9 protein-coding genes are annotated in these 15,455 nt (G+C 44.2%); 6 read left to right on the top strand and 3 right to left on the bottom strand.

Features of this window, described 5'->3' with window-relative positions; all coding sequences use genetic code 11:
• Positions 1 to 13 precede the first annotated feature (13 nt).
• The 5 genes from IQO02_RS11860 (at position 14) to IQO02_RS11880 (ending at position 7,815) form a co-directional block, all read left to right on the top strand.
• On the top strand, positions 14 to 1,369 hold the full coding sequence (locus IQO02_RS11860) for a cache domain-containing protein (RefSeq protein ID WP_010438173.1): 1,356 nt from the start codon (positions 14 to 16) through the stop codon (positions 1,367 to 1,369).
• Complete coding sequence (locus IQO02_RS11865; protein ID WP_016769284.1) at positions 1,362 to 2,000, top strand: response regulator transcription factor; 639 nt, start codon at positions 1,362 to 1,364, stop codon at positions 1,998 to 2,000. The genes IQO02_RS11860 and IQO02_RS11865 overlap by 8 nt, the downstream gene beginning before the upstream one ends.
• Positions 2,001 to 2,169: 169 nt before the next feature.
• Positions 2,170 to 3,768, top strand: a complete 1,599-nt coding sequence (locus IQO02_RS11870; RefSeq protein WP_065099557.1) for a BCCT family transporter — start codon at positions 2,170 to 2,172, stop codon at positions 3,766 to 3,768.
• Between the two features lie 271 nt (positions 3,769 to 4,039).
• Entirely contained in the window at positions 4,040 to 5,611 is a 1,572-nt protein-coding gene (locus IQO02_RS11875) for a BCCT family transporter (protein ID WP_010438176.1), read from the top strand.
• 320 nt (positions 5,612 to 5,931) lie between these two features.
• A complete protein-coding gene (locus IQO02_RS11880; protein WP_016788533.1) occupies positions 5,932 to 7,815 on the top strand; it encodes a methyl-accepting chemotaxis protein in 1,884 nt (627 codons plus the stop codon).
• Positions 7,816 to 8,232: 417 nt separating this feature from the next.
• Here IQO02_RS11880 and cydC read toward each other — a convergent pair whose 3' ends face one another.
• From cydC to trxB, 3 genes are all read right to left on the bottom strand, one after another.
• On the bottom strand, positions 8,233 to 9,954 hold the full coding sequence (gene cydC, locus IQO02_RS11885) for a heme ABC transporter ATP-binding protein/permease CydC (RefSeq protein ID WP_016792955.1): 1,722 nt from the start codon (positions 9,952 to 9,954) through the stop codon (positions 8,233 to 8,235).
• Positions 9,947 to 11,731 (bottom strand): heme ABC transporter permease/ATP-binding protein CydD, encoded by a 1,785-nt coding sequence (gene cydD, locus IQO02_RS11890; RefSeq protein ID WP_016768362.1) that lies wholly within the window; start codon positions 11,729 to 11,731, stop codon positions 9,947 to 9,949. The genes cydC and cydD overlap by 8 nt, the downstream gene beginning before the upstream one ends.
• A gap of 161 nt (positions 11,732 to 11,892) precedes the next feature.
• Positions 11,893 to 12,852, bottom strand: a complete 960-nt coding sequence (gene trxB, locus IQO02_RS11895) for a thioredoxin-disulfide reductase (RefSeq protein ID WP_010438193.1) — start codon at positions 12,850 to 12,852, stop codon at positions 11,893 to 11,895.
• 529 nt (positions 12,853 to 13,381) lie between these two features.
• On the opposite strand from trxB, the gene IQO02_RS11900 reads away from it, so the two are divergent.
• Positions 13,382 to 15,049 carry a GGDEF domain-containing protein gene (locus IQO02_RS11900; RefSeq protein ID WP_010438195.1) on the top strand — a complete coding sequence of 556 codons (1,668 nt, stop codon included), beginning with the start codon at positions 13,382 to 13,384 and terminating at the stop codon, positions 15,047 to 15,049.
• Positions 15,050 to 15,455 lie beyond the last annotated feature (406 nt).

Below are 15,455 nucleotides of genomic sequence, written 5' to 3' on the forward strand. Positions count from 1 at the left end.
ATGAGGAAAAGGAATGCCTCTAAAGGCTAAGCTGATTTTGCTGACGCTGCTCCCGTTGTTGCTTGTGACGGCGAGTATTAGTTGGATCTCGTTGCATCAAACCAAGACATTGGGTGCAAAAGAAGTGGAGATCTTCAGAGACAGCCTGATCAAGTCTCGTGAAAATGCCCTCAAAGACACTGTCGACCTCGCATTTGATGCCATCGAACATATCTACAATGATCCTGATATCCAAGAAGCCCAAGCTAAAAGAGAAGTTCGAATCATATTGTCTAAACTTAGGTATGGTTCAGATGGATACTTCTTCGCGTACGACCGTCACGGCACCAACCTCGTTCATCCAATACAACCTGAATTGATTGGAAAAAACCTACTTGAGTTACAAGATGAAGATGGCGACTTTCTTATCGAAGCACTGTTAAGGCAAGCGCAAACCGGAGGCGGATTTCATCAGTATTTGTGGCAAAAGCCATCGACGGGAGAAGTGGTATCTAAGTTAAGTTATGCGGCTTGGTTAGAACGTTGGGACTGGATGATTGGCACGGGTCTGTATATTGAAGATGTACACCAAGAAGTCGCTTCCATGCAGGCTGCGATTAACAAGAATATAGAGACCACGTTCTTTTCGATTGTGGTGATTCTTAGCGTGACAGTTGCGGTCATTATCGTGCTTACTTTGGCGATCAACATGCACGAGCATCGCATCGCCGATAATAACCTGAAGGAATTGGCCCACAAGACGGTGATGTTTCAAGAGGATGAAAAAAAGCATTTAGCGCGTGAGTTACATGATGGCATTAACCAGTTATTAGTATCGAGCCGTTGTCACTTAGAGTTGCTCGGAAACAAGTTACAAAGTGAAGACCTCAAAGCGCATCTAGATAAGTCACAGCATTCGCTGATGAGAGCGATTGAGGAGGTGAGGCATATCTCCCACCAACTTCGTCCAAGTTCATTGGATGATATTGGCTTAGAGGCAGCGTTGTCTTCTCTATTATTAGACTTTCAGGCGCACTCTGGTATTGAGGTGGAAACCTTGTTTAGTACGCAGCCAGGTCAGTTGAAATCAGAGGCGGCGACGACCTTGTATCGAGTGGTTCAAGAGTCATTGAATAACATTGAAAAGCACGCACAAGCGACTAAAGTTACGGTTATCGCGCAGCAAATTGGCAATGTATTGCAGCTTTTAATCCAAGATAATGGTGTGGGTTTTAATACCTACAAAGCGATGGAGAAACGAGGGATTGGGCTGCGTAATATGAGAGAGCGAGTTGAATTCATTGGTGGTGATTTTGAGCTGATGAGTGAAATTGGCTTCGGAACGGAAATTACCGTGTTGCTGACACTAGAGGGATTAATGAATGAGTGAAGTTATTCGAGTTGTGATCGCTGATGATCATCAAGTGGTACTGGATGGCTTTATGGCGAGATTGGAACTCGAGCCGGATATTAGCGTGATAGGTACTGCCAGCAATGGCTTAGAGGCGGTAGAGGTAGTAAAAACTCTGCGACCTGATGTGGTGTTGATGGACATTAGCATGCCTATCATGAACGGCATTGACGCAACCCATCTAATTAAAGAAGAAGACCCTGATGCGAAGGTGCTAATGTTGACCATGCATAACAACCGTGAATACATTATGAAAGTGATGCAGTCGGGTGCTGTTGGTTATATGTTGAAAGAGATTTCTGCTGAAAAGATGGTACAGGCGATCAAAACCGTGAATCAAGGTTCGACCTACTTCTGTGAAAAGGTAACTCAGAATTTGTTCACACAGCCTATTACTCCCACGCCATCCATCAAGAATCCGTTAAGTAGACGTGAAGAAGCAGTGTTGAAATTGGTCGCAAAAGGGGAGAGCAGTAAAGAGGTAGCTAAGGCGCTGAACATCAGTTATCGAACGGTTGAAACGCATAGACAAAACATTAAGCACAAGTTGGATATTCACTCTACGGCAGAGCTAGCTAAATATGCTGTTAATTCTGGGCTTGTGGAGTGATCTTACGCTAAATTACATTAAATGTGTAATTTAATTACTAAAACTGCCATTTGGACCTGATTTTTGACGGTTTTTTTAGTATTTTTGCGACAGGTTGATATGCTTCTTTTCGAAATTTAAGCGCCGAATGTAATGTTGCAAATAGTGCGCTGCAAATTAGAGAGGAAACATGGAGCCTGTAAAAGATAGGTATAGTATTGAAAATACCGATTATACAGTAGGACAAGATAACGTTCAGAAATGGGGTTTTGATGTTCATAATCCTGTATTTGGTATCAGTGCAGGAGCGATCATTATTTTCCTGCTTGCACTTCTGGTCGCTGAACCTGAAACAGCAAAAGCTGCGCTCGATGGTATCAAATGGAAAATCATCGGCAACTTCGATGGCTTCTTCATGTGGGCTGCTAACATTTTCGTGATTTTCTGTTTTGCCCTCATTGTCTCCCCGTATGGCAAGATACGTATTGGTGGCAATGATGCCAAAGCAGAGCACTCCAACCTATCTTGGATGTCGATGTTATTCGCCGCGGGAATGGGTATTGGTTTGATGTTCTGGGGTGTTGCTGAGCCAGTAGCTTACTTCACGGGTTGGTATCAAACGCCATTAGGTGTCGAAGCTTACTCACCTGAAGCGGCTAAGCTGGCACTTGGTGCAACCATCTATAACTGGGGTTTACACGGCTGGTCTATCTACGCTGTTGTTGCTCTAGCACTTGCCTTCTTCACTTTCAACAAAGGTCTGCCTCTTTCAATCCGCTCGATTTTCTATCCTATCTTGGGTGACAGAACTTGGGGATGGTTTGGCCATATCGTTGATATCGTTGCAGTACTGGCAACCTTGTTCGGCCTTGCAACATCGTTAGGTTTGGGCGCACAACAAGCAACCAGTGGTATTAACCATGTATTCGGTACCGATGGTGGTATTGGCATGCAGTTGGTTGTTATCGCAGTGGTCACTTTCTTAGCAACAATGTCAGTGGTTCGTGGCATCAACGGTGGCGTGAAGGTTTTAAGTAACGTCAACATGTTGGTTGCTTTGGGTCTACTTATCTTCGTAACGATCGCTGGTGGCCTGGCGGGTATTAAAGCAATCCCAACGGCACTCATGGGCTATATTGAAAACTTCATTCCTCTTAGTAATCCTCATGGTCGTGACGATGAAACTTGGATGCAAGGTTGGACGGTATTTTACTGGGCATGGTGGATGTCCTGGTCACCATTCGTGGGTATGTTTATTGCTCGCATTTCTAAAGGTCGTACGATTCGTGAATTCATTGTAGCTGTATTGTTCATTCCAACGACAATAATCATCATCTGGATGGCTATTTTTGGCGGAATCGCGATTGACCAAGTGGCGAACAAGGTGGGCGAGATCGGTGTCAATGGTCTGCAAGATATTACGCTTTCTCTATTCCATACTTATGATGCGCTGCCAATGAGTTCTGTGCTTTCAGTCGTTTCGATTGGTCTGATTATGGTGTTCTTCATCACATCTTCGGATTCAGGTTCGTTAGTTATCGATAGCATTACCTCTGGTGGTAAAGTCGATGCGCCAGTGCCACAGCGTGTATTTTGGGCGCTGATGGGTGGTGCGATTGCCGCGGTTTTACTTTGGGTTGGCGGTACTGAATCCATCCAAGCACTACAAGCCGGAACGGTATCAATGGCGTTACCATTCGCGTTCATATTATTGCTTATGTGCCTAAGCTTATTGCTAGGTTTACGAACTGAAAATAAATTAGTCCAACAGCAAAATGCTTTGAGTTAAAAGTATTTTTTAGTTAAAGGTCGACTCGGTCGGCCTTTTTTTCGTCAGTAGTTTGGGTAATTACGTATATTTTGTTTGAAAATTCGGCGAACTGATTCTGGTTTACTGAAAACAATAATTTAACCTGCTAAACTTCAGACATCCAAGTATTTGAATAATTGTGATAACAACTTGTACTGCTTGGATCGTTCGTTCGAGTTTTGACTAGGTCACAGGTAAATAAGGGATATTGAGGTTAATAGACCCTATTAATATTCCGTAGAGAGGGATAATGACTAAAGGTATAGATAAATACAGTATCGACAGTACGGATTACACTGTCGGTCAAGATAATGTCCAAAAATGGGGTTTTGATGTTCATAACCCAGTATTTGGTATCAGTGCGGGACTTATTGCTTTGTTCCTCATCGGTGTTCTGATTACAGATACCGCTTCAGCAAAGGCTGCACTAGATGGCGTTAAAGGCCAGATTATCAATTCGTTTGATTGGCTCTTCATCTGGTCGGGTAATATTTTCGTAATTTTCTGCTTAGGCTTGATTGTTTCTCCGTATGGTAAAATTCGCCTTGGTGGTGTTGATGCGACGGCAGATTACTCCTTTATGTCTTGGCTATCGATGCTGTTTGCCGCAGGTATGGGTATCGGTTTGATGTTCTGGAGTGTGGCTGAGCCTGCTGCTTATTATACAGGCTGGTACGAAACTCCGCTTAATGTTGCAGCGAATACACCAGAAGCGGCTAAGTTGGCGCTAGGTGCAACCATGTATCACTGGGGTCTGCATCCTTGGGCGATTTATGGCGTAGTAGCATTGTCACTTGCTTTCTTCTCTTACAACAAGGGGTTGCCTCTTTCTATCCGTTCTATCTTTTACCCAATTTTAGGTGATAGAGCTTGGGGTTGGGCGGGTCACATTGTTGATATTCTTGCTGTACTTGCAACCCTGTTTGGTCTGGCGACATCGCTTGGACTAGGTGCACAACAAGCAGCAAGTGGTATTCAACATGTATTCGGCATTGAAGCGGGCTTAGGGCTGCAAGTTATTGTGATTACTGCTGTGACTTTATTGGCGGTAGTATCAGTACTTCGCGGTATTGATGGCGGCGTTAAAGTTATCAGTAACATCAACATGCTGGTTGCCTTCTTACTGCTGATTTTAGTGGCATTAATTGGCTATGCTGTGACGCTGGGTTCAATCCCGACAACATTGATGGCATACATCGAGAACATCATCCCGCTGAGTAACCCACACGGTCGTGAAGATGAAGCTTGGTTGCACGGTTGGACTGTATTCTACTGGGCTTGGTGGATTTCATGGTCACCATTCGTAGGTATGTTTATCGCACGTGTTTCTAAAGGTCGTACAGTCCGTGAGTTCATTACAGCAGTACTTATTGTACCGACGACAGTGACTATCATTTGGATGTCAGTGTTCGGTGGGATGGCAATTGATCAAATCGTGAATAACGTTGGTATTCTTGGGCAAGACGGCCTAACGGATGTATCACTAGCAATGTTCCAAATGTTTGATGCTCTGCCGTTCGGTACTCTGCTATCAATTATTGCGGTTGTATTGGTTCTAGTATTCTTCATTACATCGTCTGACTCAGGCTCTCTAGTTATCGACAGCATCACCGCAGGTGGTAAAGTTGATACACCAGTTCCTCAACGTGTGTTCTGGGCATTCCTTGAAGGTGCGATTGCTGTAGCGCTATTGTGGGTTGGTGGTACTGAAGCAGTGCAAGCTCTGCAAGCGGGTGCAATCTCGACGGCATTACCATTCACCATCATTCTATTGCTGATGTGTGTTAGCTTGCTAATGGGTATGCGTACAGAAAAACGCTAGGCTCTAAAGCCGAAATCTATCGAAGCTTATATGCGGTAGAGCGGTAAATAGTATGAAGGCAGAAGAGGAAACTCTTCTGCCTTTTTTGTTTCTTCTTTATCATGTGTCCGCCTCTCTTTAACATATGAGATGTGATATAAATTCTAATAACCATATATAAAATACCGCCTTAAATTTGGCGAAATGCCAAGGAATTGGCATTAGCTAAGCTTATGGTTTACCTAAAATTATATTCCGATATTAAATTGTGAAATCGCTCGAATTTAATACTGATTTTGGGTAGTATGCGCGAGATTTCCCACCACTCGTGAAACTTTGACATGAAACTAACACTAAAGCAGAAGTTGATAGGTGCTAGCCTATCTGCTGTTGTGGTTATGGCAACAGCGTTGACCTGGCTATCAGCAAACCAACTATTCGAACAGACTCGCAATGGCGTATACCTACGAGCTGAAAGCGTATCTGAAGCAGCATCTGAAGGTATTAAAAACTGGATTGATATCCGTACAGATATCGCATCAGCATTTAATGACTTTTCACGAGAGGATGATGTTGTTCCTTTCCTTAAGCAAGCTCGTGTTGCGGGTGGCTTTGACGATATCTTTTTAGGTACTCCAGAAGGTGGAATGTACCGTTCACACCCTGAACGTAATCGTGCAGATTACGACCCTCGTCAACGCCCTTGGTACCAAGAAGCAAACGCTGCAGGTAAGCAAATCATCACAACCGCTTACCAAGATGCGATCACCAAAGCTCTTCTTGTAACGATTGCTGAACCGGTTCGTCACAACGGCCAACTTGTTGGTGTCGTGGGTGCTGACGTACTTATCGACCAATTGGTTAACGATGTAATCAGCCTTGATGTTGGTGACAACGCTTACGCCATGCTAATTGATGCCTCTGACGGTACATTCCTAGCACACCCAGATTCAGCGCTAAGCTTGAAGCCAGTAAGCCAGCTTTCAAACGATATCTCTATGCCTATTATCGAGAACGCAGTACGTACGGGTAGCATCGAGATTATTAAGCAACGTGGCGCAGAGAAGCTGCTTTATTTCACGAAGGTGCCTAACACTAACTGGATCTTCGCGGTTCAGATGGACAAGGCAACAGAAGAGGCGAACCACTCAACACTGCTTACTCAATTGATCACAACGGCTGTTATTATTACGTTAATCGTAATCGTATTAGTGTCTTGGTTAGTGAGCTTCCTATTCCGTGATTTGAACCGTGTTTCAGCGGCACTTGAAGAAATTGCTTCAGGTGAGGGTGACCTTACTCAACGCCTTGAGCCTAAGAGCGATGACGAAATTGGTAAGCTTGCTGAAAACTTCAACCGTTTTGTAGGCAATATGCACACCATGGTGATCAAGCTAAGCGAAGTATCTGCTGCGCTAGGCAACCAAGCACGTCAAACGGCTTCTCAAGCTGAAGAACGTAGTGCTCGTATCCAAATGCAACAAGACGAGATCAACATGGTAGCAACAGCCGTCAACGAAATGGCTGCAGCAACACAAGAGATCGCGGGTAACGCTGACCACACTGCACAGAACTCATCAGAAGCAGTTGGCGCGTGTGAGCACGGTACTGGTCAAGTGACACAGACGCAAAGCTCTATCCAAAACCTTGCTCAAGAAGTTCAAATCGCAACGAACGTTATCCTAGAACTTGAAGAGCACGGCAACAGCATCAACGCTATCTTGTCTAACATTCAAGGTATTGCAGAACAAACGAACCTACTTGCACTTAACGCTGCGATTGAAGCTGCACGTGCTGGTGAGCAAGGTCGTGGTTTCGCAGTAGTAGCGGATGAAGTTCGAGTTCTGAGCCAACGTACACACGGCTCAACGCAAGAAATTCAACAAACGATTGAGTTGCTACAAGGTACAACAGGCAAAGCGGTTAATATCATGAACGATAGCCGTACACTTGCTGAAACCAGTGTTGATGACGCAAACTCAGCCGCAGCGAGCCTAACGCAAATCCATGCAGCTGTTGAACGCATTAGCGACATGGCGACACAAATTGCTTCCGCTGCAGAAGAGCAAGCATCAGTAACGTCTGAGATCACTCGTAACACTGAAGGAATCCGTGACGTATCTAATGAGCTAGCAGACGAAGCGCACCAAGCTGCGGAACAAGCTGCTCAGTTATCTGAACTGTCTCACGAGCTAGAAAGCGAAATTAGCCGCTTCAAGCTTTAAGTACTAAGTTCTGAGCGAATAGCGATAACTTGATAGCTAAAACGACTAGCGAATAATTCGCGATAACGTTATCAAAAAGCCGAATGTGATTATCACATTCGGCTTTTTTGTGCGTTCTAGTTAAAGTTATGAACCCTAATTAGTTGTTTGGATAACCTGGGAACTTAGTTTTGAGGGCCGCGCTAGTAGGAAAGCAGTGCTCCATAAATTTCACCATCGCAGGGGCTCTAGCTTGTCGTTGTTAAGCTATTTTCTTTTTTACATCAAGGTCAGCCACCTATTGGAAGTGGAAGTGGAAGTGGAAGTGACGGGTTAAACTTGATTGAAGAAGGGTGTAGCTCAGAATAATTAAAGACACAAAAAAGCCCGAGCATAAACTCGGGCTTTGAACGGTTATCTTTATAACTGATGAAGGCGCTAGATTGCCTGACGCAGTTGGAAATAACGTCCTGCTTCGTTTAACAGTTTCTCATGAGAGCCGTTTTCAACAATCTCGCCTTGTTCAATCAGAACGATAGAATCCATCGATTCCAGACCAATCAAACGGTGCGTGATGAAGATAACCGTCTTGCCTTCGAAGTGCTTCTCGAAAAGAGTCATGATGCTTTGCTCGGTTTGCTTATCTAAGCCTTCTGTCGGCTCATCTAAAAGCAGGATAGGAGCATCATGAAGAATGGCACGTGCGATGCCAATGCGGCGCTTCTCACCGCCAGACAGTTGACGACCACCATCACCTAACCAGCTATCAAGCGCGTTGTTCTCAAGCAGCTTTTCTAGACCAACGTCTTTAAGGATGTTCGCTAAGTGATCATCGGTTGCTTCTGGTCTTGCAATCAACAAGTTGTCACGCAAAGTACCATTGAGAATGTCGACACGTTGGCTTACTACACTGATTGATTCACGAAGCTGTGATTCATTCCACTGCGTCAGTTCAACTCCCGCGATTGAGATGTCGCCTTTTTTAGGATCCCAGTAGCGAGTCAGCAGCTGAATCAAAGTCGACTTACCAGAACCTGTTTGGCCCACAATCGCAACCTTGTGCGTTGCAGGAATCGTTAGGTCAACAGCGTTCAGAACACTACGTTCAGAATCAGGGTAGTTGAACGTCACGTTTGAGAACGTAATATCAAGCGGCTTGTTGATGTCGAGTTTCTCTTCAGCAAACTGAACTTCAGGCTCCGACAGAATAACTTCGTTCAAGCGACGTGCTGAAGACAGAGTTTGACCTAAATGCTGGAACGCGCCTGCGATTGGCATTAATAGCTCAAAACTTGCCATGGTTGCGAATGCCATTAGCGCGATGAACGGGTCTGGTACATTACCACCCACGCCATCAGCCGCAAGCCAAAGCATAAGAACCAACGTCAAACCGTTGAACAGCATCAGTGCTGCTGACGCCATACCAGTTAGGTTAGCATTCACAAACTGATTCGCCATCAGCTTCTGCTGCGTTTCTAGAATCGCATTGCGGTAACGCTCTTCAGCACCAAACAGAGTCAGTTCGCTGTAGCCTTCAATCCAATCCAGAGTGGTAACACGAAGATCCGCTTTGTTTTGTGTCAGTTCACCGCCGTTACGTTTACCTAGCTTGTAAAACAAGATTGGCCAAACCAACAGCATGATCAGAAGGATAGAACCCAAGATCAAACCTAGTGAGCTATCGAACCACATCAAGAAAATAGTAAGGAAGAAGATCCCGAACACACCAACCGTCACTGGGCTTACTAAGCGCAAGTAAACGTGGTCCATTGCATCGACATCAGCAACCAAACGGTTGAGAAGGTCAGCATCACGAAGGTTCGAAATACGGCCTGGGATCAGCGGAGCTAGCTTCTTGAAGAAGAAGATACGTAAATCAGTTAACAATTTGAATGTGGCATTGTGGCTGACAACACGTTCACCCCAACGACCCGCAGTACGGCTCATTGCCAAACCACGTACGCCGCCGCCCGGTAGCATGTAGTTGAAGGTCTCACGTGCAATCGTAAGGCCTGCAACCGCAGAAGCTGAAATGAACCAGCCTGATAGCGTTAACAAGCCGATAGAAGCCGAAAGAGTAGCAAAAGCTAATAGCATGCCTAGCGATAGGCTAAACCAATGCTTTTTATAGAGTTTCAGGTAAGGCAGTAAATCACGCATCTAAATTACCCTTATTATCTTGTTGAGCTAAGTTCGCGTTAAGCATCTTTTCGAACAAACCACCCGCAGTCGATAGCTGAGAGTAATGACCTTGTTCAACCAGACCACCATCGCGCATAACCAGAATATTATCGACTGATTTAAGAGGGGCAAGTTGGTGCGTTACAAGCAGGGCTGTGCGGCTTTCAATATTGCTATTGATTCCTTTCATTACTAACTGTTCGCTACGAGTATCTAGGCTAGCTGTTGGTTCATCTAACAACCAGAACTGACCGTCTTGAATCATGGCGCGAGCCAGAGCCAAACGTTGAGATTGACCAACAGACAGGCCGCCAGAGCGATCAGAGATCATATAATCTAAGCCATGCTCGCTAACGAACTCGTTAGCAAAAGACTGCTCAAGCGCATTCTCGACAACTTGGTCAGTGATATCGAGCTTACCTAGAGTGACGTTGTCACGAATTGTACCGTGCAGTAGCAACGGGTTTTGACCAACCCAGCTAATCGTCTTACGCCAAGAGGCTAAGTCTAGGTCACGCAATTCAATGCCATTGATTTTCAAGCTTCCTTCATAAGGCATGAAACCAAGAATAGCGTTGATCAAACTTGTTTTACCCGCCCCACTTGGGCCAACTAACGCAGTCGACTGTCGAGTGTTAAGTGCAAACGAGATAGGGCCAACCAATTGAACACCTTCAGGGCTTAACACTTTTAGAGCTTGAGCTTCAATATTGATGCCTTGAGCCTGATCGAGTTGAGTGTCGCCTGATTTAACCTTAGTGATGTCTGTTTCTAAGAACTCGACAATACTTTCCGCAGCGCCAACCGCTTGTTGCTTCGCATGGTAGAAAGTACCTAAGTCACGCAGAGGTTGGTAAAACTCTGGCGCCAAGATAAGGATAAACAAACCAGCGAATAGCGTAATGCCGACGCCGTAGTGGCCAAAGTTAAGCTCACCGATGTAGGTGAAACCAAAGTAAACCGCTGTCATCGCGATAGAGATCGACGTGAAGAACTCAAGTACAGCAGAAGACAAGAAAGCGATTTTCAACACATCCATGGTACGCGTTCTAAACACTTCAGATGCACCTTTGAGTACTTCTGTTTCAGCGTTGGTGCGATCAAATAGACGGATGGTTGTCATTGACTGCAAACGGTCGTAAAAGTGACCAGAAAGACGCTGAAGCGCTTTGAAGTTTTTACGGTTGGCATCGGCTGCTTTCATACCAACAAGTGCCATGAACATCGGCACCAGTGGAGCCGTAAGCAAAAAGATCAATCCAGCTGCCCAGTTTACTGGAAACACCACAACCAAAATAATGAATGGAATCATTACCGACAGAGACATCTGAGGTAGATAACGAGAGAAGAAGTCTTGCATGTCTTCTACTTGTTCTAGCAACAGGGTTGCCCACGTACCCGCAGGTTTGCCTTTGATGTAGGCAGGACCAAGTTCGCGTAACTTATCGAGAATGAGCTGCCTAATGTAGATACGGATCTGCTCACCACAGCGATAGCCGGCGATTTCACGACCCCATGTACAGCCTGCACGGCCAACGACCGATAGTGCCAAGCCTGCGAAATGACCAACCAGTTCAGATTTATCGACATTCTCGATGATCAGCTGATGAAGAATAGAGGCGAGAAGAGCTGCTTGAGCAATTAAAAACACGCTTGAAAGTACGCCAAGGCCAATCGCAATCATAAGCCAGCGTTTCGCTAACTTACTCTGTTGCTTAAGCCACTTGTTCAAGCTGCGTTGTTTTTTCTTATCCATTATGAAGGCTTAATGATAATTATTATTTGTTGAGGGCGGCTAGTATACAAAAGAAAGCCCAGTGGATATACCGCTGGGCTCTAGGGATTTACAACAAAATGTGATGACGCCCTGCATCTATTGAGGTGAGGGCTTCGATATTTAAATCTGCAATCTCAGATTTACTTATCGTTAAGGCCATCTAGGAAGCGTTCAGCATCCAGTGCAGCCATACAACCTGTACCAGCAGAAGTGATTGCTTGGCGGTAGTTGTGGTCCATTACATCACCTGCAGCGAACACGCCTGGGATGCTGGTTTGTGTTGCGTTACCTTCAAGACCAGACTGTACGATGATGTAATCATCTTTCATGTCGACTTGGCCTTTGAAGATTTCAGTGTTTGGTTGGTGACCGATAGCAATGAATGCGCCCATTACTTCGATCTCTTCTGTTTTATCAGACTGAGTATCTTTAATACGAACGCCCGTTACGCCCATGTCGTCGCCTAGAACTTCGTCTAGCGTGCGATCAGTGTGAAGAACAATGTTGCCGTTCTCTACTTTGTCCATTAAACGTTTCACTAGGATCTTTTCAGCGCGGAACGTGTCACGACGGTGAACTAAGTGAACTTCAGACGCGATGTTAGATAGGTAAAGTGCTTCTTCAACAGCGGTGTTACCACCACCAACAACCGCTACTTTCTGGTTGCGGTAGAAGAAACCATCACACGTAGCACAAGCAGAAACGCCACGGCCTTTGAATGCTTCTTCAGAATCTAAACCTAGGTACTTAGCTGATGCACCCGTTGAGATGATCAACGCATCACACGTGTACTCGCCTGAATCGCCTTTAAGACGGAAAGGGCGGTTAGATAGGTCTACTTCGTTAATGTGGTCAAACAGGATCTCTGTTTCAAAGCGCTCTGCGTGCTCTTTCATGCGATCCATCAGTGCTGGACCCGTTAAACCTTCAGCATCACCCGGCCAGTTTTCCACTTCTGTTGTGGTTGTAAGCTGACCACCTTGCTGCATACCGGTAACAAGTACTGGGTTTAGGTTTGCACGAGCAGCGTAAACTGCAGCTGTATAGCCAGCAGGGCCAGAACCAAGAATCAATAAATTACAGTGCTTTACGTCGCTCATGAGGACTCCGAAATTGAATTTGTTTTTATTTATAATCGATTAGGATTGTATGGAAAATATGGAGGCAATAAAAGGTTAAACAAGGGTAGAAGTGTAATTAATCGTTATACGTTAGAACATAACCGAACTAAATGATGGTCTTGTAATCCTGTGTCTTAGATCAATAGCGATAAGTCAAGGAAAGTGCTCTTGCAAACAGCTATGCATATTGCTCACTTTTAGGGTCTTCTTGATCATGGTGTTTCTATAGCAGTATTTACTTTTTTGCGTATACATTGATGAGTAGAAAAACAAGAGAACCTGAATCCTATGTTTTATTTTAAAAAGTTTGAGTTAAAAGACGCTGTAAGAACTCATCAAAATTAGCGTGCAGATAAACGACCACAAGACGCACTTTTAGTATGAACGGCATGATTACAAACAGGTGTAATGTTGGTTAATACTTGAACTGTTGAGTGTTTCTCAGTTGTTATTTTTTTGTATGTGTTATTATTGATATTTATATATTGCGCGGAATTATTTGAACTCTATGCAGATTCTAATCCTTTTTATCAATGTGTTTATTGTGTGCCTGAATTCGGTTTTTGCTTCTCCGCTGCAGGTCAGCGGGGAACAATCTGTGTTAGCTAATGAAGCTGTAAGATGGTATGAAATGCCTTTGTTATCTGATCCAGTCGATTTTCCCATATTAAAAAAACACATTGAATCCTCTCCAAGGATTGAAACGATATTTGGTGGTGAAGGGGCGTTTGGGTTGAGAGTTGATTTGGCCAACTCCGATATCAAGTCGTCACAACAAATAGTTACACTCCGTGCAAACTATTTGGATCAAGGTTGGGGTTACTGGCAATCAACAAATGGTCAAGTAAGGCGAATACTTGATTTTGGCCAATTAAGTAACAAGAGTATCTTGCATCTGCATAGGCAAAGCTTCCCGTTAATATTGAATGCGGAGGAATCTGGAACACTTTGGCTCTACTTGGAAGCAAAGAAATTTCCAAAGGCAGTTAACTTCACTCTTCAACCTGAATATCCATTTTATATTCACGTTTTCCGCAACAATACGCTCACATTAGCTTCTATTACTGTCATGCTAACGTTGGGAGTTTTCGCTCTTTTTTGTTACTTTCAAACTAAACATCCAGTCACACTGGCTTGTGCTGGTTATGTTGGGCTACATGGCCTGGGATGGTTCGCCGCTTCAGGCGCTTGGGGGTACTTATTACCAAGCCAAAGCTGGAACCCAGTTTATTTTGGAATGGTATTGTTTCCGTTTGCGGTTGCTTTTTCTTGCTATTACACAAGATTATTGTTTGGATTTCCGCAGCATTTTATTCGTATTAATCTTACCTTTCAGGCCTTTAGTTGGCTGTGTGTCATTATCGGGTTTATTAATGTCTTTGCCCCGTTTTCGTTGACTTTTGTTATGTCCCATTTGATTGCGGCAATCTGGGTGCCGACAATGATAGTGACTGGCGTATTGATGGTTTATCAACGAAACTTTGTCGCTAAATATTATTTGATCGGTGGTCTTTGTTATGGCACGGCTTTGGTATATTACATTTTTGCGCATTTTGCACCATTGCCGACTCAGAGATCGACAGAAGTTATCGTTGTTGTTGCATTAGCAATAGATTGTGCCTGCATTTTATTGTCACTGACTGAATGGTTGCGGATTCAACAACATCAACATCAGAAAACCTATATCCAGTCGAGGGTGGATAGTTTAACGGGGCTTGGAAACCGGCTGGATTTTAATGATGCCAGTAAACAATTAGTACATCATTCCTATTGTATCGTTTTCATCGATTGTGATGGCCTTAAATCGATTAATGATACTTATGGTCATGATGAAGGGGATCGCTTTTTAGAATACACCAGCCGCATGATGCGAGAAAAATTTACAGACCTTGGAATGGTTTATCGAGCTGGTGGCGACGAATTTATCTGGTTGTTGAAAGTGGATAAAGAGAAACAAGTTGAGGCTCTCTATTCTCAGATTGAGCTTAGAGTGACTCAGGTGGAAGAGCAAATTCGCAGTGCTGATTGGCCTCAGTCTGGCCTCAGTTTTGGAAGCGCATCTAGTTTTGAATGTGTCAATTTTTCTGAGTGTTTGAGCTTAGCTGACCAGCGAATGTACCAGCAGAAGCGCTCGAAGAACGGTTTTAAAAATCAGTCCAGTGAAATTGAGTGTTAGCTAAATTCCCTATTTTCTAAGTGAATCGTTTTAAGTCTAGTTAACTTATTTTCGTTTTGACTTTTGGTGTAAATGTCACCAAAGGTGGCTTTTTTAGCAACCAACCTTTCAAGCTTGCTTACCCTCTCATCTGTTTTGTGTAGAACATTCCCAATCTTTATAGTCGCCTATTTTTAACGAATTCTAAGTTAGGACATAAAGGCAGACCATCATATTCCAAATAAACGCATCATTTATAATTGTAGGTTTTATTAGAAAGCACTCTATTTGAGGGCGGCCGAGTTCCCCCCGAACTCGACCTGTTCCAGACGCGCAAGCAAAGGCGTTTGGTTTCTGGCGTACTCATAAATTAACCAATTTCAGTTTGTTGTGTAAATAATCAATAGCTTGGTGACTGATAGGTAAG

The organism is Vibrio sp. OPT24 (genome assembly GCF_015163545.1).
GTDB lineage: Bacteria > Pseudomonadota > Gammaproteobacteria > Enterobacterales > Vibrionaceae > Vibrio > Vibrio cyclitrophicus.

Bases quoted from the DNA above. Each gene is read 5' to 3' on its own strand.
- IQO02_RS11870 (WP_065099557.1), top strand. From the start codon at position 2,170: ATGGAGCCTGTAAAAGATAGGTATAGTATTGAAAATACCGATTATACA.
- IQO02_RS11860 (WP_010438173.1), top strand. From the start codon at position 14: ATGCCTCTAAAGGCTAAGCTGATTTTGCTGACGCTGCTCCCGTTGTTG.
- cydD (WP_016768362.1), bottom strand. From the start codon at position 11,731: ATGGATAAGAAAAAACAACGCAGCTTGAACAAGTGGCTTAAGCAACAG.
- IQO02_RS11875 (WP_010438176.1), top strand. From the start codon at position 4,040: ATGACTAAAGGTATAGATAAATACAGTATCGACAGTACGGATTACACT.
- trxB (WP_010438193.1), bottom strand. From the start codon at position 12,852: ATGAGCGACGTAAAGCACTGTAATTTATTGATTCTTGGTTCTGGCCCT.
- IQO02_RS11900 (WP_010438195.1), top strand. From the start codon at position 13,382: ATGCAGATTCTAATCCTTTTTATCAATGTGTTTATTGTGTGCCTGAAT.
- IQO02_RS11865 (WP_016769284.1), top strand. From the start codon at position 1,362: ATGAGTGAAGTTATTCGAGTTGTGATCGCTGATGATCATCAAGTGGTA.
- IQO02_RS11880 (WP_016788533.1), top strand. From the start codon at position 5,932: ATGAAACTAACACTAAAGCAGAAGTTGATAGGTGCTAGCCTATCTGCT.
- cydC (WP_016792955.1), bottom strand. From the start codon at position 9,954: ATGCGTGATTTACTGCCTTACCTGAAACTCTATAAAAAGCATTGGTTT.